Annotated in this window: 19 protein-coding genes and 2 pseudogenes; 8 read left to right on the top strand and 13 right to left on the bottom strand. The window is 73.5% G+C overall.

The features are described 5' to 3' along the window. Positions 1–231 precede the first annotated feature (231 nt). Together E0504_RS31335 and E0504_RS31330 are read left to right on the top strand one after the other, a co-directional pair. Positions 232–1,017: an Hsp20/alpha crystallin family protein gene (locus E0504_RS31335; RefSeq protein ID WP_131626317.1), complete on the top strand. Its 786-nt coding sequence runs from the start codon at positions 232–234 to the stop codon at positions 1,015–1,017. Positions 1,018–1,026: 9 nt separating this feature from the next. After that, positions 1,027–2,430: an NAD(P)/FAD-dependent oxidoreductase gene (locus tag E0504_RS31330; protein ID WP_112108156.1), complete on the top strand. Its 1,404-nt coding sequence runs from the start codon at positions 1,027–1,029 to the stop codon at positions 2,428–2,430. A 73-nt stretch (positions 2,431–2,503) separates the two neighbouring features. On the opposite strand, the gene E0504_RS50595 is transcribed toward E0504_RS31330, so the two are convergent. Together E0504_RS50595 and E0504_RS31325 are read right to left on the bottom strand one after the other, a co-directional pair. Beyond that, on the bottom strand, positions 2,504–2,659 hold the full coding sequence (locus tag E0504_RS50595; protein WP_160144323.1) for a hypothetical protein: 156 nt from the start codon (positions 2,657–2,659) through the stop codon (positions 2,504–2,506). Between the two features lie 39 nt (positions 2,660–2,698). Continuing rightward, positions 2,699–3,361 carry a TetR/AcrR family transcriptional regulator gene (locus E0504_RS31325; RefSeq protein WP_071065413.1) on the bottom strand — a complete coding sequence of 221 codons (663 nt, stop codon included), beginning with the start codon at positions 3,359–3,361 and terminating at the stop codon, positions 2,699–2,701. Between the two features lie 504 nt (positions 3,362–3,865). Between E0504_RS31325 and E0504_RS31320 the strand changes: the two genes are divergently transcribed. Next, positions 3,866–5,935: a PKD domain-containing protein gene (locus E0504_RS31320; RefSeq protein ID WP_243657692.1), complete on the top strand. Its 2,070-nt coding sequence runs from the start codon at positions 3,866–3,868 to the stop codon at positions 5,933–5,935. Between the two features lie 39 nt (positions 5,936–5,974). Here E0504_RS31320 and E0504_RS31315 read toward each other — a convergent pair whose 3' ends face one another. Further along, positions 5,975–6,664 (bottom strand): GntR family transcriptional regulator, encoded by a 690-nt coding sequence (locus E0504_RS31315; RefSeq protein ID WP_071065411.1) that lies wholly within the window; start codon positions 6,662–6,664, stop codon positions 5,975–5,977. A gap of 142 nt (positions 6,665–6,806) precedes the next feature. Here E0504_RS31315 and E0504_RS31310 point away from each other — a divergent pair, with 142 nt between their 5' ends. Continuing rightward, positions 6,807–7,982 carry an amidohydrolase family protein gene (locus E0504_RS31310; RefSeq protein ID WP_112108157.1) on the top strand — a complete coding sequence of 392 codons (1,176 nt, stop codon included), beginning with the start codon at positions 6,807–6,809 and terminating at the stop codon, positions 7,980–7,982. Positions 7,983–8,129: 147 nt separating this feature from the next. Here E0504_RS31310 and E0504_RS31305 read toward each other — a convergent pair whose 3' ends face one another. Continuing rightward, the gene (locus tag E0504_RS31305; protein WP_112108158.1) at positions 8,130–9,029 is read right to left on the bottom strand and encodes an LLM class flavin-dependent oxidoreductase; all 900 of its coding nucleotides are present in this window, start codon (positions 9,027–9,029) and stop codon (positions 8,130–8,132) included. 366 nt (positions 9,030–9,395) lie between these two features. Here E0504_RS31305 and E0504_RS31300 point away from each other — a divergent pair, with 366 nt between their 5' ends. Next, positions 9,396–10,628 (top strand): DegT/DnrJ/EryC1/StrS family aminotransferase, encoded by a 1,233-nt coding sequence (locus tag E0504_RS31300; protein WP_131626316.1) that lies wholly within the window; start codon positions 9,396–9,398, stop codon positions 10,626–10,628. A 189-nt stretch (positions 10,629–10,817) separates the two neighbouring features. Further along, on the top strand, positions 10,818–11,204 hold the full coding sequence (locus tag E0504_RS31295) for a VOC family protein (protein WP_071065407.1): 387 nt from the start codon (positions 10,818–10,820) through the stop codon (positions 11,202–11,204). 49 nt (positions 11,205–11,253) lie between these two features. Here the strand turns inward: E0504_RS31295 and E0504_RS31290 are convergent, their stop codons facing one another. Next, positions 11,254–11,979, bottom strand: coding sequence for a TNT domain-containing protein (locus tag E0504_RS31290; RefSeq protein ID WP_112108160.1), 726 nt, complete (start codon positions 11,977–11,979; stop codon positions 11,254–11,256). A gap of 339 nt (positions 11,980–12,318) precedes the next feature. Between E0504_RS31290 and E0504_RS31285 the strand changes: the two genes are divergently transcribed. Then, the gene (locus E0504_RS31285; protein WP_112108161.1) at positions 12,319–12,750 is read left to right on the top strand and encodes a nitroreductase/quinone reductase family protein; all 432 of its coding nucleotides are present in this window, start codon (positions 12,319–12,321) and stop codon (positions 12,748–12,750) included. A 106-nt stretch (positions 12,751–12,856) separates the two neighbouring features. On the opposite strand, the gene E0504_RS31280 is transcribed toward E0504_RS31285, so the two are convergent. Further along, entirely contained in the window at positions 12,857–13,594 is a 738-nt protein-coding gene (locus tag E0504_RS31280) for a hypothetical protein (protein ID WP_112108162.1), read from the bottom strand. A gap of 45 nt (positions 13,595–13,639) precedes the next feature. Here E0504_RS31280 and E0504_RS31275 point away from each other — a divergent pair, with 45 nt between their 5' ends. Further along, positions 13,640–13,873 (top strand): hypothetical protein, encoded by a 234-nt coding sequence (locus tag E0504_RS31275; RefSeq protein ID WP_112108163.1) that lies wholly within the window; start codon positions 13,640–13,642, stop codon positions 13,871–13,873. Between the two features lie 28 nt (positions 13,874–13,901). Here E0504_RS31275 and E0504_RS31270 read toward each other — a convergent pair. From E0504_RS31270 to E0504_RS31240, 7 genes and pseudogenes are all read right to left on the bottom strand, one after another. Beyond that, positions 13,902–14,207: pseudogene (locus E0504_RS31270) on the bottom strand (aldo/keto reductase); the annotation flags it as partial. Positions 14,208–14,236: 29 nt separating this feature from the next. Further along, positions 14,237–15,566 (bottom strand): annotated as a pseudogene (tnpB, locus tag E0504_RS31265) (IS607 family element RNA-guided endonuclease TnpB). Beyond that, entirely contained in the window at positions 15,563–16,132 is a 570-nt protein-coding gene (locus E0504_RS31260) for an IS607 family transposase (protein WP_112108168.1), read from the bottom strand. Before E0504_RS31260 ends, tnpB begins: the two are co-directional and overlap by 4 nt. Positions 16,133–16,238: 106 nt before the next feature. Continuing rightward, entirely contained in the window at positions 16,239–17,486 is a 1,248-nt protein-coding gene (locus E0504_RS31255) for a VWA domain-containing protein (protein WP_112108164.1), read from the bottom strand. Next, a complete protein-coding gene (locus E0504_RS31250; protein WP_131626315.1) occupies positions 17,479–19,983 on the bottom strand; it encodes a DUF5682 family protein in 2,505 nt (834 codons plus the stop codon). Before E0504_RS31250 ends, E0504_RS31255 begins: the two co-directional genes overlap by 8 nt. Beyond that, positions 19,980–21,167 (bottom strand): AAA family ATPase, encoded by a 1,188-nt coding sequence (locus E0504_RS31245; RefSeq protein WP_235014507.1) that lies wholly within the window; start codon positions 21,165–21,167, stop codon positions 19,980–19,982. Before E0504_RS31245 ends, E0504_RS31250 begins: the two co-directional genes overlap by 4 nt. Then, on the bottom strand, positions 21,164–24,256 hold the full coding sequence (locus E0504_RS31240) for a DUF5691 domain-containing protein (protein WP_131626314.1): 3,093 nt from the start codon (positions 24,254–24,256) through the stop codon (positions 21,164–21,166). The genes E0504_RS31245 and E0504_RS31240 overlap by 4 nt, the downstream gene beginning before the upstream one ends. Positions 24,257–24,380: the final 124 nt, after the last annotated feature.

Below are 24,380 nucleotides of genomic sequence, written 5' to 3'. Positions count from 1 at the left end.
CTACGCAAAGCGCTTTCGACTAACGGTAGGACCAGCCCGACGGGCCTCGCAACACCACGTACCGGACCGGGAGATCAGAAATGGTTGCCCGAACAGGAGATCAGAAATGGCCGCCTGAACGGGTCACGGCCGGGCGGCTTGCCGACCGGGCGGACCCCGCCGACGATTGACGGGTAGGCCGCCCAGGAAGTAGGCCGCCCAGGAACATGAGTAATGGCCAGGGAGTGAATCATGACCAACCCCGTGCGCGCAGGATCCGGCCGCCAGGTACCGACCATCCGATGGGATCCGCTCCGCGAGATCGAGGACGCCTGGACCCGCATGGGCAGCCTGCTCGGCGACGTCACCGGCGGCGGCGAACGGCGGCCCTACGGCGTGCTGGCCGGCCTGGCGCCGGCGGTGGACGTCGAGGAGACCGCCGGCGAGTTCGTCGTGGAGCTCGAGCTGCCCGGGGCCCGGGCCGAGGATCTCTCGATCGACCTCCGGGACAGCGAGCTGTTCGTCACCGGAGAGATCAGGGAACGGGAGCGCCGTGGCACGCTGCGCCGCCAGACCCGCCGGGTGGGGCAGTTCGAGCACGTCATCCTGCTGCCCGGCGAGGTGGACCCGGACGAGGTGAACGCCAGCCTCGACGACGGCCTCCTGACCGTCCGGCTGGCGAAGGCCCGCCGTAGCCAGCCCCGCCGTATCGAGATCTCCGCGCCGTCGGCCGAGCCAGGCCGCACCATCGACAGCTCGGCCGGCGAACTCTCCCAGGACGACTCCGAAGATTCGGACTCCACGCAGGCTGACTCCCCGCGAGCGGACTCCACGCGAACGGACTCCGCGAAGGCTGGTTCCGCGCGGGCCGGGTCCTCGCGGGGCGGCCGCTCGGGAGCCGGGTCGAAGGGAGCCGAGTCCAAGGGAGGCGGCGGGAAGGCGCGGCGGGCCGAGGAGTCCGGCGGCGGCCTGCCGGACGCTCCGACGCCCTTCGGGCAGAGCTCCTTCGGAGCCGCCGACTCATCCGGCGCCGGCTGACCGAGCGCCATGTCGCATCCGGCGCCGCCCGCGGCCGATGCCCCGCTCGGCGACGACATCGTGCGCGCCTACTTCCAGCGCCGGGCGATGCCGGTCGGCCTGGATGCCGGGTTCTGGATGATCGGCTCCCGGTTCAGCCCGGACAGCCGCCGGCTGCGCGAGTTCGCCTGCCGCAACCGGCTGCCGTACCGCTTCGTCGACCTGGAACAGGACCGGGACGGCGAGCGGATGCTGCGCGCCGCCGACGTGCCGCCCGGCGACACCCCGTTGGTGATCTGGTTCGGCGGGCTGGTGCTACGCAACCCGAGCAACTCCGAGCTGGCCCGGGCCCTGGGCCTGCCGGCGGCGCGGCCGGGAGCCCCCATCCGGGACGTGCTGGTCGTCGGGGCCGGGCCCGCCGGGCTCGCGGCCGCGGTCCACGCGGCCGCGGAGGGGCTGACCACCACGGTCCTCGACGCGGTCGGGACGGGCGGGCAGGCCGGCGACTCGTCCCGCGTCGAGAACCACCTCGGGTTCCCGGACGGGATCTCCGGCCGGGAGCTCGCCGACCGGGCCGTCGTCCAGGCGAACAGACTTGGGGCGGAGATCAGCGTCCCGGCCACAGCCCTCGCCCTGCGGCCGGACGGCGACCTGCACGTCGTCCGCTACGACCCCGGCGGGCTGCCCCTCGAGATGATCAGTCGGACGGTGGTGATCGCCACCGGTGCCCGGTACAACGGTCTCGACATCGCGGGCACCGAGGCCACGGGTACGGATGCCACGGGTGCCGATCCCACAGGTATCGATACCCGTGGGATCGAGCGGTTCGAGCGCGCCGGCGTCCACTATGCGGCGACCCTCATGGAGGCCCGGCTGTGCGGTGGACGTCCGGTCGCGGTCGTCGGCGGCGGCGACTCGGCGGGGCAGGCCACCCTCCTGCTCGCCGACGTGGCCACCGAGGTCTACCTGGTGGTGCGGGAGGACGAGCCGGGTGAGCGCATGTCCCGCTACCTGGTCGACCGGATCAGCCGCCATCCCCGGGTCGTCGTCCTGGCGCACACCGAGGTCGCGGGCGTCGTCGGGGACGGCACGTTGCGGGAGGTCGTCGTCCGGGAGAACCACTCCGGGGCGCGGGGCACGCTCCCGGCCCAGGCGCTGTTCATCCTCACCGGCGCGCGGCCGAACACCGGATGGCTCGCGGGCGCCGTCGCGCTCGACGCCGACGGTTTCGTCCTCACCGGCCACGACGCCGGACGGGCGACCGGCCGGGACCGGCCGCCCCAGGTGCTGGAGACCAGCAGGCCGGGTGTGTTCGCCGTCGGCGACGTCCGCGTCGGCGCCGTCCGGCGGGTCGCCTCAGCCGTCGCCGACGGCGCGGCCGCCATCCGGCTCCTGCACGAGCACCTCGCGCGGACCGGGAGCCCGGTGTCCTGAGCAACGGCCGGGGGCGATCCGACGCGGGTTGTGACCGCTGGTCGCGAAGGCCTGCGCCAAATCATGATCCGGTTCATGGCGGCCCCGTCGCGCACCCGCGAAGCGACGCCTCCGCTCGGACGGCGTAGTGCACGGCGCCGGCCCGGCGGGCCAGCCGGGCCGCCGCGGCGTAGTGCTCGGCCGCCCGCCGCGGATCGCGCTGCGCGGCGGCGACATCGCCGAGGTACATGCGGACGGGCCGACGGGAGCGGGCAGGCGGGCACGGCCGTCAGATGCCCGTGGGGGGCTCCAGCACCGCGCGGGCGGCCTCCATCCAGTTCTGGCCGGACAGTCTGCGGAACGCGCTGACGAGGGTGGCCCCGAGGTCGAAGTCCGGTGCGAGGAGCCACTGGGCGTTGAGGCCTTCCCAGGTGGCCATGACCTGCCGTGCCACCTCCACCGGGTCGAGGCTCGGGTGCGCCTGGCCGCGCCGTTGGCGTTCGGCGACGAGGCCGGCGTAGGTCTCGATCGCGACCCGGCGGTGGCGGGCGAAGTAGTCCGCGGCCGGATGACCGGGGGTCGCGGCAAGACCGGCGAGGGCGACGCGCAGCCGCAGCAGCGATTCCCGCCGTGCCGCGGCCTGCGCATGCTCACCGAGGACGTCAAGGTCGAGTCCCGCGAGGCCGGCGGCCGGCCGCACGCCGTCCCGCTCGGCCTGGAGCACCGTGAGTTCCTCGTCCCGCTCCAGCGCCGCGACCAGCAGGTGATCCCGGCTCGGGTAGTGGTAGAGCACCGTGGCCTCGCTGGTGCCGGCCCGCCTCGCGACCTCGGCGGTCGTCACCCCCGCGTGCCCCTTCTCCTCAACCAGGTCGAGGACGGCCTGGGCGATCTCCCGCCGACGGCCGGCCGTGCGCGCGTAACGGCCGCGCGCGCGACCGGCCGTGGAAGCCATGCCCAGACGATACGCATCCCAACATTGAGTTCGAGCTAACTTTTACTCCTTATCGACACGCTCGACCCCACACACCGGCGAGTCTCGGCCTTGTTCGGGTCTTGCCTTTATGCTTTGCTCAATTTTTGTTGGGGGAAAGATCCTTTTCGCCGTGGCTGGTCCCGGATCCGAGGCGCCGCGGGGCGCGTAGGGAACGCCTGCCAGCCAACGGAGGACCTCGCCCGTGTCCTGGTCGTCCGACCAGCGGCAGCACTTCCCAGCGCGCCCGGCCGGTTGGCGCTTTGGCGACATCGGCGGCGCCGGATCGAAGGGAACGCGGTGACAGCGTTGGCCAGGTACCTCGAAACCAGAGGCACACGGGCGGCACAGGCCCGACCGAAGACGACGGAAGACGACCGAGGCTTACGAGGCTCCCGGGGGGACTCGGGCGCCGGTACGCGCCGGCGTCGCACCCGGCCGCTGCTGACGGGCTCCGCGATACTGCTGATCACCGGCGCGGTCTCGATGACGGCCTCCTGCTCGTCGTCATCGGACGACGCGGCGCCCGCCCCGCGACCGGTGTGGACCAACCTCGGGCACCCGTTGGACATCGACGCGGGGCCGCTCGTGGGCCCGTCCTGCGAGCCGGCCGCGCCGGACGGCCCCCTGATCGTGACCGGGTCGTGCGTCGACCCCGAGCTGACCCGGCCGTACGTCGATGTGGACGAGCGCCGGAAGGCCACCGATCCGGCGACGGACGTCACGGTGAGCTTTCGCTACGTCCACGGCGGGTTCCGGGACACGAAGGCCAAATTCGCCTTCTACTTCCCGGACCGGTACGAGGGGCGCTTCTTCGAGTACACCTACCCCACGCTGGGGACCGAGGACGCCCTGCCGGGAACCATCGCCTTCGCCGTCACGAACGGCGCCTACGCCGTGGCCACCAACAACGCCGGGGGCCTGCCCGGAGCCGGTGAGCTCGGGGGGTACCGCGTCAACGCGGCGTCGGCGAAGTTCTCCCGCGTCGTCGCGGCGCAGGTGTACGGCGACTCGGCCCGGCCGCGCGGCTACATCTACGGGGCCAGCGGCGGCGCGTACCAGACGATGGGCGCACTGGAGAAGACCGAGGGCGTGTGGGACGGCGGCGTGCCCATGGTGCCCGGGACCGGGAACTCGATCCCCAGCAGCATGACCGTGGAACTGCTGGGGCTACGGGTGCTCCACGACAAGTTCCCCCAGATCGTCGACGCGATGGAGCCCGGCGGCAGCGGCGACCCCTATGCCGGCCTGAACAAGGAGCAGCAGGCGGTGCTCCGGGAGGCGACACGGCTTGGATTCCCGCTTCGTGGCTGGTGGAACTACGCGAACCTGGACGGCGGGGCGTTCTCCGCGGTGGGCGGGGGTGTCCGCATCCTCGACGCGAGCTACGTCGACGACTTCTGGACCAGGCCGGGCTACGCGGGCACCGACCCGGCGTCGTCGGCCGGGACGGCTCGGGTCCGGTTCGAGGCCGACGTCACCGCACTCACCGGCGACCCGGGCAGCGGGCTGAGGCTCTCCGCCGCACCGACCGGTGACCTGACCGGCGCGGACATCGTCGTCGTCAGCGGTGCCGCCGCCGGCAAGACAGTCCCGCTGGGAGGCTCGGACGGTGACACCGTGACCTTCGGCGACAACGCGGACTCCGCGGTGACCGGCGCGATCAGGCCGGGTGACCGCGTGCGCATCGACAACTCGTGGTTCCTCGCGCTGCAGTACTACCAGCGCTACCAGGTCCCGTCGCGCGACCTGTACGGCTGGAACCAGTTCCGCGACGCGAACGGCGCTCCGCTCTATCCGCAACGGACGGTACTGGCCGGGCCGACGTTCACCCAGGCGGTGAGCGGCGGGGTTCCCACCGGGAAGTTCCACGGCAAGATGATCATGTTGGCCTCCCTGATGGACGTCGAGGCGTTCCCCTGGCCCGCGGACTGGTACGCCAGGCAGGCGAAGGCCACGCTCGGATCGAAGCTGAACGACAACTACCGCGTGTGGTTCATGGACAACGCCGGACACACCCAGCCGCTCAACCCGGCGGCCGAAACGCACCTTGTCAGTTACGACGGCGAGCTCCAGCAGGCCCTCCTCCACCTCGACGAGTGGGTCGCGAACGGGACCGCGCCTCCGGCCAGCACCGCCTACACCGTGGACGGCGACACGCAGGTGCACCCGGCGGCGACCGCCGCGGAGCGCAGGGGCGTCCAGCCGACCGTCACCCTCGCCGTCAGCAGGGTCGGGACCCGTGACGTCAGGCCCGCCGCCCGCGCCGACGCCGCCGCCGGCCAACCGGTCACTCTCTCCGTGCAGGCGGAGACACCCCCGGACACCGGAAAGATCATCAAGGTGGAATGGGACTTCGACGGCACCGGACGCTACCCGGAGCACTCCGAGCTCGACAAGATCGACCGTGCGGCGCGGCTGACCATCGCCCACACCTTCACCAGGCCCGGGACCTACTTCCCGGTGGTACGGGTGACCTCCGAGCGCAACGGCGACCCGAAGGCGCCCTTCGGCCTCGTGCAGAACCTCGCCCGCGTCCGGGTCGTCGTCCGGTAACCGCTCGTCCGGCAACCACTCGCGCCGCGGGCAGCGTGCTCAGCCAGTTCCGACCGCGCCCGCCTCGGCGGACAGCACCCCCCGCCGGACGAACTCGCGGATGACCTCCTCGGCCACGGCCCGGGCGTCCGCGAGACGGGCCTGGGCGGCGCCGTGCTCGTCGCCGGCGGCGATGGCGTCGATGACGAGCTCGTGCGCCCGGACGACCTCGGCGTGGTCGCGCTGGTCGCTCTGGCGGGCCGTCCAGTCGAGGAAGTCACCGAAGCCGCGCAGGTCGGCGCGCAGCCGGGGGGTGCCGCCGGCCCGGTGCTGGAACAGGACCATCTCGGTGGTGAGCTCGTACCAGCGGGTGCGCGCCTCCGCCGGCGTGGCCCGCAGCTCGCCGAGGATGCGCTGCATCTCGGCGAGGACGCCCGGGTCGCGGCCACGCGCGATCCGGGACACCGTGACGCCGCTGAGCAGGCCGAAGACGTGGAAGTCGGCGCGCAGCGTACGGGCGTCGAAGTGCTCGACGAACGCGGCCCGGTGCACCTGGGTGGAGACGACGCCGTCCCGCTCGAGCAGCACCAGGGCCTCGCGGACGGGCGTGGGGCTGACGCCGAGGGTCGCGCTGATGCTCTCGACGTCGATGCGGTCGCCGGGGCGCAGGCGCCCGTCGAAGATCTGCCGGTGCACCCACTCGACCACGGCGCGGCTCGTCCTGGCTCGTTTCAAGGCATGTTCGGCCACGCCCTCATGGTCGCAGCCCCGGCGACCCACATGCTTGATCGTAGATTAAAAATTGGAAATTGCCAGTCATGTCGTAGTGAGTTACGTTCGGCTGGAGCGCCCGGACAGGCGGGGGCGCTGCGTCGACACCGGGAGGCACGCCGTGGTCAAGTTGGTCGAAGGTTTACGAGTAGTTGACGCCGACTCCCACATGACCGAGCGCCATGACCTGTTCACCGAGCGGGCCCCGAAGGGCTACGAGGACAAGGTCCCGCACGTCCAGCGGATCAACGGCCAGGACATGTGGGTCGTCGCCGGCAAGTCCTTCGGCCGCGCGGGCTCCGGTGGCACGATCGACCACGACGGCAAGAAGCACCCGTGGAAGGACTCCCAGGGCGGGGACTGGGGCATCGAGAGCGTCCACCCCGCGGCGTGGGACGCCGGCCGGCGGATCACCCTGATGGACGAGCTCGGCATCGACACCCAGGTGGTCTACCCGAACGCCATCGGCATCGGCGGCCAGAACCTGTTCAACGCGGTCGACGACCCCACGGTCGTCCGGCTCTGCGTGGAGCTCTACAACGACGCGATGGCGGAGGTCCAGGCGGGGTCGGGCGACCGGCTGCTCCCCATGCCGATCATGCCGGCGTGGGACATCGCGGCCTGCGTGCGCGAAGCCCAGCGCTGCGCGGAGATGGGCTACCGCGGGGTCAACATGACCGCCGACCCGCAGGACTCCGGCTCACCGGACCTGGGCGACCCGGCGTGGGACCCGTTCTGGGAGGTCTGTGCCGGGCTGAACCTGCCGGTGCACTTCCACATCGGCGCCAGCCAGACCTCGCTGTCCTACTTCGGCACGACCTACTGGCCGAGCCAGGACGACTACGTGAAGCCGGCGATCGGCGGTGCGTCGCTGTTCCAGAACAACTCCCGGCTGCTGCTCAACAGCTGCTACTCGGGAATGTTCGACCGCCATCCGAACCTGAAGATGGTCTCGGTCGAGAGCGGCATCGGCTGGATCCCCTTCATGCTCGAGGCGATGGACTACGAGCTCGAGGAGAACGCGCCGGAGTACTTCCACAAGCTGCAGAAGCGGCCGTCGGAGTACTTCGCGTCGAACTGGTACGCGACCTTCTGGTTCGAGAAGGGCCGCGGGGACCTCCAGCACCTCGTCGACACCGTCGGCGAGGACAACATCATGTTCGAGACGGACTTCCCGCACCCGACCAGCCTGCACCCGAACCCGCTCGAGATGGTCGCCGAGCAGGTCGGCTCGCTGCGCCCGGAGACACAGCGCAAGGTCATGGGCGAGAACGCCACCAAGCTCTACCGCGTCTGAGGCCGTTCGGGCCCGGCCGGCCGGCCGCTCCGTGCCGGCCGGCCCGAAGCGCCCGCCGCCCGGTCATCCCAGCCGCGGTGATCCGCCAACCGTTCCGACGGCCAGCGAATCACCGCGGCTGGCCCGTTCCAGAACTGCGGTCCCGTTCTAGAGCGGCGGGCCCGCCTCGATTCTCCGCAGGGCGGCGGCGTACTCCCCGGGCGCCGGGCGGAAGCCCTCCAGCCACCAGGTCGCGCCGGCCGCCGCGATCGACTCGACCGTCTCCCGCGCCGCGCCCGGCTCATCCGGCCCGGTCCGCCCGGTGATCACCACGTCGAACACCTCGCCGCCGGCCCGCTGCCGACTGCCGGGCTCGCTGCCGGCGCCCTGCCCGGCGGCGGCCCGGTACTCGCTGACGGTGGCGACGATCTCGGCCACCGCGGCAGCCGTCGGTTCCGCGGAACCGTCCCGCGGGTTGATGATCATCGGGGCGACGCCGTCCCACCGGGCCGCGCGACGCAGCGGAAGCCGGTTCGGCCAGTTGCAGCCGATCCAGACCGGCGGCCGCGGGCGCTGCACCGGGGTGGGCAGGAACGTGACGTCGGTGGCGGTCAGGTACTCGCCGCGGAAGTCCACGCGCTCCCCCGACCAGAGCCCCGCCAGCACCGCCAGGCCCTCGTCCAGCCGCAGCGCCACCTCCCGGGGCTCGACCGGTTCGCCCCAGGTGCCGTACTCCGCGGGCAGCGTCCAGCCGAGCCCCGCGCCGAACACCAGCCGCCCCCCGGAGAGCCGGTCCAGCGACGTGGTCTGGCGGGCCAGCGACCCGGGACGCCGCCGCGCCACCGGGGTGACCAGCGGGCCGAACCTGATCCGCTCGGTCGCCAGCGCCACCGTGGTCAGCAGCACCCAGGGGTCGGCCACCTCCTGGGCGGGGCCGTAGGGGAAGACCACGTGGTCCCAGACGAAGAAGCCGTCCCACCCCGCGGTCTCGGCTCGCCGCGCCAGGTCCATGACCCGGCGCGGATCCACGAATTCACCGAGATTGGGCACACAGATACCGGAATGCACGTGGGGAGGCTACCCGGGGACCGGACTACCCGCAGCGTTGTTATCCAGTGACTGCCCGACCCCCCACCCACTACGCAAGATCACGACTGCGGCCAGGACAAATACGGGCCGGTTAGCAGTGCCTGTGCGTGGCCTTGATCAGTCGACGGCTGGGGCTGGTCCGGCTCGCCGTTCTCGGGGCGTCCATGGATCTCATTGAGTCGACGCCCGACTGTCTACCCGTCCGCAATGTTCCACAACCGCGCTGTTCCGTCGCCGCCGCGGATGGTGGTGGTCGGCCCGCGGGCGGCGCGGCGCCGGGCGCGCATGCTCCACGACAAGCACTTCGTACGATGGATAACCCATATGCCCTGGTAAATACTACCTGTGAACCTCTTCCCCACGCACCGCATCGACTGCACCGTGGCCGGAGCGATGTACGCGCTGACCGCCGGAGTCAGGCGGCGCGGCGCACCGTCCGTGATCGGCCGGAGGGGGCACGGGCCACATCCAGACCTCGACAGCCCCCGTGACCGCCCAGGCCCCGACGCCGACGCCGACGGCCTCCTGTGCCTGTCCGTGCGGTCCGCATTCCACCTGCTGCTGAGCGCCGCGCGCCTCCCGGCGGGCAGCGACGTCGCGATCTCTGCCGTCACCCACCCAGACATGATCAGGATCATCGAGTTACACGGCCTGCGGCCCGTCCCCGTCGACATCGATCCGCTCACGCTCGCCGTCGACGAGGCTGCGCTCGACGCGGCGATCACCGATCGGACGCGCGCGCTCGTCGTCACCCACCTGTTCGGCGCGCGGTCCAGCCTCGACGCCGCCGCCCGGGCCGCCCGCGCGCACGGCCTGCTGCTCATCGAGGACTGCGCCCAGTCGATCCAGGGGCCGGCCGACCGCGGCGACCCGCGCGCCGACGTGTCCCTGTTCAGCTTCGGCCTGCTCAAGACCGCCACCGCGCTCGGCGGCGCCGTCGCCTGGACCCGCCGGCCCGACCTCGCCGCCGACATGCGCGCCCGCCAGGAGCGGTGGCCCGCGCAGTCCCGGCGCGAGTACGCCAGACGGGCCGTCGTATGCGTCGTCGCGCTGGCGCTGTCCCGTCCCCGGCCCTACGGCCTGCTCTTCGGCGGTGCGCGACGGCGGGACCCGCAGGCACTGATGCGCTCCCGGGTGCCACGGGACGAACGGGGGTTCACCGGCTGGCTGCAGCGCCGGCCCTGCCCGGCCCTCGCCCGCACGGTGACCCGGCGCCTGGCCCGGTTCCCCGCGAACCGGCTGCGACGGCGCGCCGCCGCCGGCGAGGCGCTCGCCGGCGCGCTGCCACCGGAGGTGTTCCGTCCCGGCGGGGCCGCGGAACACCACACCTACTGGCTGTTCCCCGTCATCGTCGACGACCCGGCCCGCGTGGTCGAGGCGCTGCGGGCGGCGGGCGTCGACGCGGCGCCGACCACCAGTCAGATAGGCGCCGTCGAACCCGCCCCACCGGGCGCTCGGCGAGTCCTGACCGGCCTGGTGTTCCTGCCTGCCTACCCGGAACTCCCCGCGCCGCGGCGGGACCGGTTCATCGCCGCGCTCACCGCGGAACTCGGCGCGCACCCCGGCGCCTCGCGCTGAGACCGGCCGTCGCGGACGCGGCCGGCCCGGTGTACAGGAAGGCCGTTCGGATCGCGCACCCGATGACGCCCTTCCCTACAGTCGGCCCTGCCCGGACGGCCGCACGAGCCGCCGAGGCACGAAACACCCCGGCGGGCCGGCGCAGGCCGAAGCACGCCGGTCCGGCTGTCCGAGACCTGGAGGACGGAAATGCCGCTCAGCGGTGTGTCACACGTGAGCCTGACAGTGCGGGACCTGGACATCAGCTGCCGCTGGTACACCGAGATTCTCGACTGGAAGGAGCTGGTGCGGGGCCGCGGTGACACGACGTCCTTCGCCCACGGTGTTCTTCCCGGCGGCCTGAGCATCGTTCTGCGCGAACACGACGGCGGCGGCGCGGACCTGTTCGACGAGACCCGGCCCGGCCTCGACCACCTGTCCTTCTCCGTCGAGAGCATGACCGATCTCGACGTCCTCGAGGAAAGGCTGGCCAAGGCCGGGGCCGTGTTCACCCCCACCCAGGAGCTTCCGTTCGGGTGGATCCTCGCCTTCCGCGACGCCGACAACATCGCGCTGGAGGCCATGCTCGGCCGGTAGCCCACCGGGCCCGCCGGCCGAGCCCGTTTCACCGAGGCGGGCCGGCGGGTCAGACGATCCGGTCGTCCGTGGGAACTTCCACGAGGTACTTGTTGTCCAGCAGGTACTGGACCTGCAGGTTTCCCGTCGTCTGGTTGCACCGTGGCGACGTAGTCCCCCCCGGGACGAGTGAACACACGACCTGGTACTGCAGGCCGTTACCGGGCTGGTCGAACCACGGGCGGATCGCCCCGGAGAACACCCGGAACTCCCGGACCACCTGGTAGGCGTGGTAATTGCAGTCGCCCGGATCCGCGGCGTCGTCGAGGTTGGACGGCGGGATCGACCTGTTCTCGTAGTCCGTCCCCCGAGGCGAGAGGAAGCTGCCGCGCGGCAGGCCGAAACGGTCGATCCGCTGGCCCGGAACCAGCGACACCTCGGTCCTGATCGGCGAGCCGTCCGGGTTGATGTAATAGCCGTCCGCCGGCGGGAAGATCCAGTTCCCCGGTATGGACGGGAACGGCGAGAAACTGGCGGACGGGTCCCACCAGGTACCCAGGAACTGATCGGCCGAATGGCCGCCGGTCCGCGAGTAGTCGTCGACCTCATCACCGACGTCGCCGAAGAACGGAAGCTTTGCCGGCCCCAGCCGGGGATCGTTCTGGTAGTCCGCCGCAGAACATTCATCGAAGGGCTGGATCTTCGGCGGTGAGATCGCGTCGGCGGCGGCCGGGGCCGTTGCGGAGCACAGCATCCCTCCGGCCGCCAGCGAGACCAGCGTCCTACGGAAACGCACCTTTTCCTCCCGAAGTCCTGCGCCTGGCGCGGCGACTTCGAACGGTAATTAGCTGATCTTCACCTGGAGCGCGAGGTCGGATTGGAGCATTGCGTCGCGTGTCGCCACCTTCGGGCGAACACCGCGCGGCCCAGGCCTCCGAACGCGCCCCCGCGTGACCCCGTGGCCGGATACCGGCCTGCCGGATGCAGCGTGGCTCACGTCGCGTGAAGGACGTCGCACAGTGGCCGGCCGGGCCCGGGACGTAATCAGAGTGCTTCGCGCGGAGTCGGCACGGCTTCAGGGCCTGGGACGGCGAGCAGGTGCCGGGCCCTGGCACAACGAGAAGGAAGCAGGACGATGAGCAGGAAGATGTACAGTGCGCAGGAGATCAAGGAGTTCATCGAGGAGTTCCGGGCCAACGGCGGCCGGCCCGCCGGCAGGTTCGAGGGCGCCACCCTGCTGCTGCTGGACAGTGGTCCGGAGGCCGACGGGTCGCCGCACGTGAGCCCGCTGAACTTCTACGCCGAACGCGGCCGCTACTTCGTGTTCGCGGCCAACGACGGCGCGGACGAGGATCCGCACTGGATGGAACAGCTGCGGGCGGACCCGAACGCCACGATCGAGGTCGACGGCCAGGTCCTCCGGGTCACGGCCACCGAGCTGCACGGTGCGGAGCGCAGCTCGATGTACGCCCGCCAGGCGCGGCGGTACCCGCAGTTCGAGGTGCTGCAGGAGGCGACGTCCAGGGTCATCCCCGTCGTCGAGCTCGTCCCCGCCGGCAACTCCTGACCGGTCCGTGATGCGGGGAGCCCGTGGCGGACCGCCACGGGCTTCGGGGGCGGCACGCGTTCCCCCGGGCTCGGTGCCGGCTTCGGCTTCGTGGTGTTCGTGGTGTTCACCCACGGCTCGGCGGGGCCGGCAGCTCGACGGCGATCTCGACCCCGAGGCGGTGGCCGCCGGCGAGCCGCAGGTCGTCGCCGCTCCAGAACCGGCCCGGGTCGTACCAGTTCGGCCGCCGGCCCGGCTCCAGGAGCCCCATCGCCTCGTAGGTGAGCGCGACGACCTCGGCACAGTAGGCGGACTCCAGCCCGCCCCCGGTCTCGACACCGGCACCGGATTCCGCGCCGGCGGCCGACTCCGGGCCGGCGGCCGGCGCGGAATCCGGACCGGTCCGGGCCCGGCGGCGCCGGAACGTCCGCGGCGCCGGCAGCCGGCCCCCCAGCCACCGGGTGGCGAGCCGGGCCGTGGACGGGAACGGTGTGCCGTCCAGCCGGGCCACCGTGCGCAGGACGGCCTCCTCGGCCTCACGGCCCGCCGTCGGCTCGAGCTGGCGCAGCCAGGCCCGCTGGCCGTACCGCGCGCCCCACACGACGACGGCCTCGCGGAGGTCGTGCAGCTGCACTCCGCGGTGGTGGCTGCCGGACCAGACGTCACGAAGCGACCGACCGAGCTCCGCGTGCCACATCAGTGGCGGCAGGTCGTCGAGGACGACGGCCATCCCGACGTGGTTCACCGGGCTGTTCGTCGTCATCTGGATCGCCCGGTCGGCGGGACTCCGGCCACGGAAGATCCACACGTCACCGGTGCGGCTGAGCTCCACCGCCTGGTCGAGGGTCAGCGGACGTCCGCCCATGTCCCCCAGCGTAGGAGGTCGCGCCCGTCTCCGTAGCCTGGGCGGATGCAGAGGTGGAAACCGAGCTTCGGATCGGGCGCGGGCCGCTGGTGGAAGGTGCTGGGGCTGGCCGGCGTCGTCGGGGTCGCCGCCGGCGGGGCTGTGCTGGCACGCTCTGAGCGGACCCGCCGTGCCTACACCCCGGACGAGATCCGCGCCCGGCTCCTCGAGCGGCACGCGGAGGCGTCCGGCGACGCGCCCGGGACGCCCCCCGCGACCGATCCCCCGGCGGCGCCCTGACCGCGGCCGGACGGCCGGCGCCGGGTCAGACGATCCAGTCCGCGGGAAACGTCGACGAGCCCAGGTAACGGATCTTGCCCTGGTGCACGAGGTCGTTCAGCGCGCCGAGGGTCTCTTCCAGGTCGGTGTTCCAGTCATGCCGGTGGATCTGGAAGAGGTCGATGTAGTCGGTGTCGAGGCGGCGGAGGCTGTCCTCGACGGCGCGCGTGATCCACCGGCGGGAGGCACCGCGGCGGTTGCGGTCCCCGCCCATCGGGTTGAAGCACTTGGTGGCCAGGACGATGTCGTCGCGACGGCCCTTGATGGCCTTCCCGACGATCTGCTCGCTCTCACCGTTGCATGTGAGCGCCTGGTAGCGCCCGGTCATGCCGCCTCGCCTCTCGGTGAGGCACCCCCGGTCTGATCCGCTTGCGCGGTGCCGGATTCCCGTTTCACAGCCACCCGCCCAGCAGGCTGGGTCTTACGGTCGGCTCCACGGGCGTTTACCGTCTCCGACGTACTGGCGGCGACGAGGTGACGCAGGTTGACCGCGGCGTTCAGGTCACGGTCGATCACCAGCCCGCAGGACTGGCAGGCGAAGGTGCGGTCCGACAGCGACAGGTTTGGGTCTTGCCAGCCGCAGCCGGAACAGGTCTTCGAACTCGGGTACCAGCGGTCCGCGACGACCAGTGCCGACCCGTACCACGACGTTTTGTAGGAGAGCTGGCGGCGGACCTCGGCCATCCCCGTGTCGGAGACGGCGCGGGCCAGCCGCCGGTGACGTACCATCCCGGCCACATGCAGGTCCTCCACCACGATCGTGTCGTGGGTTTTCGCGAGCCGGGTGGTGAGCCTGTGCAGCCCGTCACGGCGCCGGCTGGCGACCCGGGCGTGGATACGAGCGAGCCGGGCGGCCCGCTTCGCCCGTCCCGCGCTACCGGGTTTCGACCGGCCGTAGGCCCGCGATGCGGTGCGCAGCCGGCGCAGCGACCCGGTCAGATGCTTCGGGTTCGGCACCGTCTCGCCAGTGGAGAGCACAGCGAGATGCTTCACCCCGAGGTCGACACCGACCGGCCCGGCTGTGCGCTGTCGCCCCGACGGGCCGGTGGGAACCTCCCGGTCGACCTGCACCGTGAACGACACGAACCACCGGCCCGCCGCCCTCGACACGGTCGCACCCAACAGCCGGGCCCCGCCACCAGCAAGCCGGCCGGTCAACGCGCCCATCGCCTCGCTGACCTTCACCCGGCCGATCCGGGGCAGCTTCACATGCCGGTCCCCGGCCGGGCCGTAGGAGCCGGTGCTGTAGCGGAACGAGTCGTGGGCCTTCCCACGCTTCTTGAACCGGGGGGAACCCGACCCGGCGGCCCTTCCGCTTCCCCTTCCGGGAGTCGGTGAAGTTCTTCAGCCCCCGGGCAAGCCGGTCCAGCCCGGCGGAGAACGCCTCCTTGGAACACTCGGCCCACCAGGGCGCCACGCTCGACTTGGCCTTGTTCCATTCCAGGCGCAGCGCGGGCAGGGTCCAGGGCACGGGGGTGAGCATGTCGCCGGTCAGGCCATAGGTCTGCTCCGCCTCCCGCTGCGACAGGGCGGCCTTCACCCGGGCCAGACCCCAGTTGAACACGAACCGGGCCGCCCCGGCATGCCGGTGCAGGTCCGCACGCTGCGTGTTGTTCGGGTCGAGAGCGAACCGGTACGCCTGCAGCGTGTTCATTCAACAGCCCCGGTAGCAGCCTCGACAGCCCGACGGGCCCTGTCCGCAGCGCCGCGGCGCCCGTACAGCCGGGCACACATCGACGTCAGGATCTCTGTGACATCCCGGACAAGGTCATCGTCGACCTCCATCGGATCGACGACCAGCAGCCGTCGACCGCAGGCGGCGAGGGCGGCTTCGACGTACTCGGCGCCGAAACAGGCGAACCGGTCGCGGTGCTCGACGACGATCGTGGACACCCGCGGGTCACCCAGCAACGCGAGGAACTCCCGCCGGTCGCCGCCCAACGCCGACCCGACCTCGGTGACCACCTTGCCGACGGGCAGGTTCCGCCCGGCCGACCAGGTGACGACCCGCGCGACCTGTCGGTCCAGGTCCGACTTCTGGTCAGCGGACGACACCCTGGCGTACACCGCCGTCGTGCCGGTAGCCGACCGCGCGGGTTCCTCAACGAGGATCAACCTCCCGACACGGCGAGCGGGCACTGGCAGCTTGCCGTCAAGGAACCACTGCCGGGCGGTCGAGTACCCGACCCCGTTCACGACAGCCCACTCCTTGAGGTTCACACCTACGACCATACGGCACTTACTGGCGCTAATTGGCGCTCAACCGACAACAGATTCCAACCCGCGGACCCGGCATCCGGGCGGCCCCGGCGCCCCCGGCGCCCGGTCAGGCCGGGCGCACCAGCCCCTGGACGGAGGCCCAGCGGCCGACGTCGTCGCGGCGCAGCGCGGTGGCCAGCAGCTCGGGGAACCTGTCCGGGGTGCAGGCGAACGCGGGCGCCCCGAGCTCAGCGCAGGTGGAGGCGAGCCGGTGATCGTAGGCGGGGGTGCCGTCGTCGGACAGGGCGAGCAGAACGACGACGCACACCCCGGCCTCGACGAGCGCCCGCAGCCGGGCCACCAGCGACGACTGGTCACCGCCCTCGATCAGGTCGCTGATCAGGACGAAGACCGTGTCGGTGGGCCGGGTGACGAGCGACGCGCCGTAGCCGACGGCACGGTCGATGTCGGTTCCGCCGCCGAGCCGGACGCCGAACAGCAGGTCGACCGGGTCGTCGAGCTGCTCGGTCAGGTCCACCACCGACGTGTCGAAGACGATCAGCCGGGTGGACACGGCCCGCAGCGTCGCCAGTGACGCGCCGAGCACCCCCGCGTAGACGACGGACGACGCCATCGACCCGGACTGGTCGATGAGCAGGATGACGTCCCGCAGGGCGGCGGTGCGCCGCGCCCTGGTGTGGCCGATGAGCCGGTCGACGATCACGGTGCGCTGCTCAGGCTGGTAGTTGCGCAGGTTCGCGAGGATGGTGCGATCCCAGTCGACGTCGGGCAGGCGGGGAGTGCGGGTGCGGGACGTCCGGTCCACGGCGCCCAGGACGGCGCTGCGCAGCGACTGTTCCAGCCGCCGCTCGATGTCCTCGACGACGCGCCGGACCACGGCGCGGGCGGTCTCCCTGGTGCGTTCGGGCAGCGCGGAGCGCAGCGACAGCAGCGTCCCGACGAGGTGGACGTCCGGTTCCGCGGCCGCGAGCAGCTCCGGCTCGAGCAGGAGCTGACCGAGCCCCAGGCGAGCGACCGCGTCGCGTTGCAGCACGCGCACGACCGAGGTCGGGAAGTAGGTCCGGATATCTCCCAGCCAGCGGGCCACGGACGGCACCGACGCGCCCAGACCGCCCGAGCGCCGCCGGCGCCCCTCCCCGGCCGCGTCCGCGTCGTAGAGGGCACCGAGCGCCGCGTCGATCTCCCCGTCGGGGCCGGACAGGGAGATCCGCCCGTCCAGGACGGGCGCGGCCGGCGCGCCCAGCACCATGCGCCAGCGCCGCAACCGCTCCGTGTCGTCGGCGACGGCGACGGCGGCACCGGCGCGGGTGCCGGCGTGGGTGGGCCCCTCGCCCGCCGGAGTGCGCTCATTCATGTGTGGCCGTCCTTTCCAGACCGGGGATCGTGAGGAGTGACGCGACGACGGGCAGGACGAGCGCGACCCGGTCGGCGTCCCAGGCCGCCGGACCGCCCGCCGCCGGACCGCCCGGACCTCCCGGACCTCCCGCTGCCGGACCGCCCGTGGGTGTCGTCGGGCCGGTGCCGCCACCGGCCGGCCGCGGCAGCCCCGACCCGGCCCGTTCGGCGATCATGCGGCGCTCCGGTGCCGTGAAGGCCGCGAACACCCGCCGCAACGGCGCGAGGACGACGGTGAACGCGTCGGCGGTGAGCGAGGCCAGCCAGGCGTCGACGAGCCCGAGCATCCGCGGGTCCCGGGCCAGCACCGATCCGGTGGAGCCGAGGAAGCCCTCCAGCCAGCGGGCGGCGTCGGCCGGCGCGACGCCCGCCGCGGACAGCGCCCGGTCGAGGCGGAGGGCCACCTCGGCCTGGTCGATGTCACCCGCGTCCGAGAGGATCCGCGTGCACCTGCCGTTGACCAGGCTGTTGCCACCGTGGATGTCGGCGGCGGCGCGGACGGCGACGTGCCAGCGTTCGACGTGCTCGGGGTCGGCGATCAGTCGGAACGCCCCGTCGGCGCTGTCGATCGCGGCGGCCATCGCGTCCGCCGCGTCGTCGTCGAGACTCACACAGGCGGGCGGGAGCCCCGCGCAGATCCGCACCATGAGGCTCTCGGCGAGGGCGGCGACGCCCGTCGTGTCGGTCGCGCGCACGTCGCCGTACCGGTGGATGCGGGCCAGCGGGGCGAGCGCCGCCATCAGGTGGGCGACGTCGCCGGTGCCGGCGGCGCGGCGTTCCAGCCCGGCCGCGACGACCGCCATCGCCGCGGGCAGCCCGGCGAGCACCGCGGCCTCGAGCAGGGCGGTGACGGCCGGCAGGTCGGCGGCGGCCTCCGTCCGCTCGGTGATGACCGCGGTGGCCGCGTCGGCGACCGTCGAGCCGTACCGGGCGGCGGCGACCACCGCGACGGAGAACTCCGGCTCCCAGCGCAGCGTCCACGCCTCGGCGAAGGTCCCGGTGCCCGACGTCGCCGCGGGCGTCCCCCACGGCACGTCGAGCAGGCGCAGCCGGCGCAGCAGCTGGCCGCGCTCCCGGTCGACGTCCTTGCGCAGGTCCAGCCGGATCTTCTGGTCGTCGGCCCCGGGCCGCAGCCGCAGCCGGCGCTGCAGGCGCGCGAGGTCGGCGGCGAGCGGCACGGTCGGAACGTCCTCGCCGACGGCGCCGAGCACCCGCCCGACGACGAGCTGTTCGCGCACCACCGCCAGCGGAACCGGGTCGCCCCCGCACAGACCGGCGAGCACGGCGTCGTTCAGCTCGGTCAGCCCGGGGACGGCCCGCTCGCGCACGGCGGCGAGCGCCTCGGCGAGACGGACGGTCTCGATCACCGAGGCGGAGGACGCGGGCAGGTCGGCGGCGCGCAGCAGCCCCGCCACCCGGGTCACCCAGCGGGTCGTGACCTGGTCACGCGAGGTCCACAGATGGTGGTACCAACCGGGTGACGCGACCCCGGCGCCGTACCCGGACTCCGCGGCGAGCCGCGCGTGCGTCCACGGAACCCACGTCGTGTCGGTGCGCACGGCTCGCACGCCGCGCAGCGTGCGCTGGTCGGCGGTGGCCGACGTCCGCCCCACCGCCCCGGTCAGCGCCGGCACGTGCCAGGCCCCGCAGACGACGGCGATCCGAGCGGCCGCGTCCGCCCCCGAGCCGGCCCGGCGGATCTCCAGGCGCATGTGCGCCTCGCGCATCTCCTCCCGCCGCCGGTGCTCCACCCGCGTGGGGGACACCCGGTCGCCCGGGCCGGCCTCGTCGCGCAGCTCGGTCATCGCGTTGGCGACCGCGGCGAACAGCTCGAGGGCGCCGTCCCGGCCCGGCTCACCCGGACCGGCCCGGGCGAGCCGGCGGTGTTCGACGAGGTCCTCCCAGAAGCGCTCCGGGTCGTCGTGCCCGGCAGCCCGTGCCAGCCATCCGAGCGGGTCGTCCTCGACCAGGTGCGCGGGCTCGCCCTCGCCGCCCGCACCGCCCGCACCGTCACCGCCAGCGGCATCACCGGGGGAGCTGGCACCGGGCGGGTCGGCGCTGCGCGAACCGGCGCCGTCCGGGCCGCCGGCATCGGCATCGGCGTCGACGGCCCTGGCCGCTGCCTCGGCCCGCTCCTGGCGCCGCAGCGCCAGGGAGAGCCCGAAGGGCAGGTCGATGAAACGCACCGGGACGCCTGTGGCGGCGCCGTGCAGCAGCGCCCGCCACTCGGGGGAGAACTCGGCGAACGGCCAGAAGGCGGCGTCGCGCGGTTCGTCGCGGGCGTAGACCGTCAGCGCGACCGGCGGGGTGAGCGAGCCGGTGTGCGCGAGGGCGGCGTCGCCCTCCGCCGGGCCCTCGACGAGGACGAGGTCCGGGTCGAGCTCGGCGAGCGCCGCCTCGACGGCCCGTGCGGAGCCCGGCCCGTGGTGGCGGATGCCCAGGACGGTGACGCTCATCTGCCGCGCGCCTCCGTGTCGAGATCCCAGCAGGCCTGGTACAGGTCCTTCCAACCGTCGCGGTCCCGCACGACGCCCTCGAGGTACTCCCGCCAGACCACGGGGTCGGTGGAGGGATCCTTGACCACGGCCCCGACGAGCCCGGCGGCGACGTCCTCGGCCGACAGCCTGCCGTCGCCGAAGTGGGCGGCCAGGGTCAGCCCGCCCGTGATCACGCTGATCGCCTCGGCGGTGGACAGGGTCGACGACGGTGTCCGCACCGTGGTGCGGCCGTCGCTGGTGACCCCGGAGCGCAGCTCGCGGAAGATCCGCACGACGCGGCGGACCTCGGCGCCCGCCGGCGGCTCGGCCGGCAGGTCCAGCGCGCGGCCCAGCTGGGCGACGCGGCGGCTGACGATCTCGACCTCGACGTCCTCCGTGGCCGGCAGCGGCAGCACGACGGTGTTGAACCGCCGGCGCAGCGCCGAGGACATCTCGTTGACGCCCCGGTCCCGGTCGTTGGCGGTGGCGATGATGTTGAACCCGGCGACGGCCTGCACCTCGCTGGCGAGTTCCGCGACGGGCAGCGTCTTCTCCGACAGCACGGTGATCAGCGCGTCCTGTACCTCGGCGCCCATCCGGGTGAGCTCCTCGACCCTGGCGAGCGAGCCCCCAGCCATCGCGCGCATCACCGGCGAGGGCACCATCGCGTCCTTGGACGGCCCCTCGGCGATGAGCCGCGCGTAGTTCCAGCCGTAGCGGACAGCGTCCTCGGACGTGCCGGCCGTGCCCTGCACGACCAGGGTCGAGTCGCCGGAGATCGCGGCGGCGAGGTGCTCGGACAGCCACGACTTCGCCGTGCCCGGGCTGCCGAGGAGCAGCAGCGCCCGGTCGGTCGCGAGGGTGGCCACGGCGACCTCGACGAGCCGCCGCGAGCCGATGTACTTGGGTGTGATCACCGTGCCGTCCTCCAGCGTGCCGCCGAGCACGTAGGTGACGACGGCCCAGGGCGAGAGCCGCCAGGACGGCGGCCGGCGGCGCCGGTCGGTCGCGGCGAGCGCGGCCAGCTCGGCGGCGAACGCCTGCTCCGCGTGCGGGCGCAGCAGCTGGTCGCCGGAGCCCTGCGGGGCGGCACCGACCGGCCGCGCCGGGACGGCGGTGGTCTCGGGCGCGATCCCGGCGGGCGGCTGGGTCGATGTCGTCATGACGAGCCTTTCTTCGAGCTCGAACGGGAGAGCAGGGTGTCGCGGCGGGCTCGCCGCTGGGCGAGCACGGCCGCGAGGCGCTGGTAGCCGGACACCGTCTCGGCCGGCATGGTGGACGGGTCCAGGTCGGGGATGCCGACGTACGGCTCCACCCGCCAGGCGAGGTTGGCGAGCAGCGCCCGCACCCGGGAGTGCAGCGTGCGGGCCGTTGCCCGCTGCTGGGGATCGGAGCCCGGTTCGTCGACCGGTGCGGTGACGATGGCCGTGATGGCGGGGCCGGCCGCCCGGGTGAACTCCGCCGACCAGGGCCCGGGTATCCCGGCGAGGAGCGTGATGAGGCTCCCCAGGGCGGTGTTGCCGAGGCCGTGCCCGCCGGATCTGCCGAGGAGCAGGCCCCAGCGCCGCGTGGCATGGCCGGTCCCGCTCAGGGCGAGGTCGAACGCGCGCAGCCGGTCGGGCTCCGGCAGGCAGCCGATCAGCACCCCCTGCGAGCGCGGTTCGACCTTCGGGATCAGCGCGAGCGCCCATTCCGGGTCACGGTGCCGGACGACCGGGCCGACGAGGTAGGGCGCCAGGGTCAGCGCGGGGAAGCTCGGCGCGGGCTCCCAGAGCGCCCTGGCGCTCAGGAACTTCTGCGGGGACAGGCCGGTCCGCTCCGGCCACAGCCGCGGGTCCACCCGGGCGATCTCCGCGAGCAGCATCCGGGCCGGCCCGTCGGCCTGCGCCCTGGCGCGGGACGGCCCGTCAGGCGAGACGCCGTCCCGCGCCATCTCGTCGGTGAGCACCGCCGGCGGGTGCACGCGCAGGGTGCCGCGATGCACCGTGAAGGCCCGCTCGGTGCGGGCGGCGGCCCGCGCCGCGAAACGGGTACCGGGAAGTTCCAGCAGGACCTGGACCGCCGCGTCGCGCACGTCGGACCGGCGGTCGTCCAGGGCCGTCTCCAACAGCTCCTCGTCGTACGGGCCGAGGCCGGTGCGCAGCGCCTGGACGAAGGCGAGGCGCTCGGCTCCGCCGGCCCGGCGGAACGGGACGAAGGGAGGTTCGCCCGCGCCGCCGCGCAGCAGCTCGGCGGCGGCCGCCGGGTCGGTGTGCCGCAGCGCGGCGATGAGGGATCGGCGCTGCTGCGCGCTCGCGCTCGGCCAGCCCGCGACGCCGACGGGCCCCGCCCAGCCGGCGTCCGGGTGGAGCGCGGCGAACCAGCGGCCGCGCGGGCCGAGGACCCGCAGCAGGCGGGGACGGAGCGCGGTCGACCGCCGGCCGAGCTCGACCAGCGCGGGAAGCAGGGTGTCCGGCGGGCGCCAGCCTCCTTCGGCCAGCAGGTCCAGCCACTCCTCGAGCTCGGCTGTCTCGGCGGCGCCCACCTCGGTGGGAACGGGCACGACCGCCGTCGGTGGGCACGGTGGGTGCTCATCCGCCGCGGCGGGAGCCGGCGCGGGCACCGTGGAGGCATCGGCGGCCAGCTGACCGGCCCGCCTGGTCACCGCGGCCAGCGCCGCGACCCGGAGCAGGCGTTCCTCCTCGCCCGGACGCCCGCCGGGATCAGGGAGCCCGGGAATCACCGGCGACGGGCGGCGGCTCACGCCGATCACCGCGGCGTCGACGAGGTCCGTCCACCCCGGTGTCGGCACCGGGGCGACCGGTGCCGCGACTACCGGGACGGGGGCCCGGCCGGGCATGTCCTCCGCCCGCGCGGTGCGCGACGGCGTGGCGGCCAGGGGTGTCAGGGTGAACGAGTCCCATTCGGCGACCACGTCGAGGCCCGCTCCCCCGCCGGCCGCGAGCATGTGCCAGCCCCACTCCGCCACGGCCTCGTCGGCGAGCGGCAGCGCCTCGCCGGCGGAGTCCCGCAGCAGCCACGGACCGCTCCTGGGCAGCGGACCGGCCCCGGCGCCCGGCGGCAGCACCGTGACACCGCGGACGGTCAGCGCGACGACGTCCGCGAACGGGTCGACCGCCAGGGCCGACGCGACGCCGGCCAGCGCGGCCCGCCAGGTGGGCGCGAAGAGATCTGTGCCGACGGGGCCGACGACGGCCGCGGCGCCGCCCGGCGCGCCGGGCGCCACCCGCGCCGGGCGGCGCCCGGGATACGGCGCGAGATCGGCCCTGACCCGCGACCCCGCGGGCAGCGGCGGGGGCATCCCCTGGCCGTTCACCGCGAAGTCGACGAGCACCGCCAGCCGCCCCGACTCGACCAGACGTAGCCACTGCCGGCGCCCCCGCGCCCGCCCCGCGCCGAACTCGTGCGCCCCCAGCACGTCGACCTCGCCGACGACGTGCTCGCCGGCGAGCACCGTGGCCACGGGAACGGTGAAACCGATCCGGTCGCGCAGGACCGCCACGACGTCGGCGGGCAGGTCGGCGCGGCGGGCCCAGCCCTCGCACAGCAGGTGCAGCAGCCCCACGCGGTCGACCAGCCGGGACGGCCAGTCAGGCCGCCGGGCCGCCGACCCGGCGATCTGCGCGGCCTCGTGGATCATCTCGGCGAGGCCGGGTGCCTGCGCGTCGACCATGCGGGCGGCGGCGGCCCGCCACCAGTCGGCCGGCCTGGCCTGGGCGGCTCCGAGCCCCTCCCCGGCCAGGTCGGACAGCCAGCGGGCCAGCTCCGCGACACCGGCGTCGACCTTGGCCGCACGGCTCGCCTCGCGCCGGGCCGCCCCCGCCGCGGAGCGCTCGGACTCAGGCCCGGTGGCGGCCCGCGTGCCCGCGCTCGCCGCCGCGGCGAAGCGCGCCACCCGCCGGTCGAGCCATTCCGCGGCCCACGGCGGACGCCCGCCGCCGGCACCGGCCACCTCGCCGGCACCGGCCACGCCGCCGGCCGCGGCGAGCAGCATCAGGCCGAGAGCGTGCTTGCAGGGGAACTTCCGGCTCGGGCACGAGCACTTCGAGGCATGATCCGCGAGGGCCACGACGACCCGGTAGGGCGACTTTCCGCTGCCCCGGCACTCGCCCCACAGCGCCTCGGCGTCGCCGCCCGCCAGCGGCCAGGACCCGGCGACCGCGAGCCTCTCGCCCGCCTTCACGGACGCCTGATCCGGCGCCAGGGCGAGCGCCTGCCCGCGCTCGACGGGTGGGCTGGTGGTGTTCGACACGACGGCGATTCTGCCGGCGGGGTCCGACAGTTCCGTTCCGTCCGCAAGGTCCGGCGCACGCGTTCGAACCAGCGTTCGAAGGCTTAGGGACACCTACGGCGACATCCAAGCCTTGTCGGACTTC

It is taken from the genome of Parafrankia sp. BMG5.11 (assembly GCF_004337455.1).
Note: the sequence above shows the minus strand (reverse complement) of the source record. Positions and strands in the feature narration are given on the sequence as shown.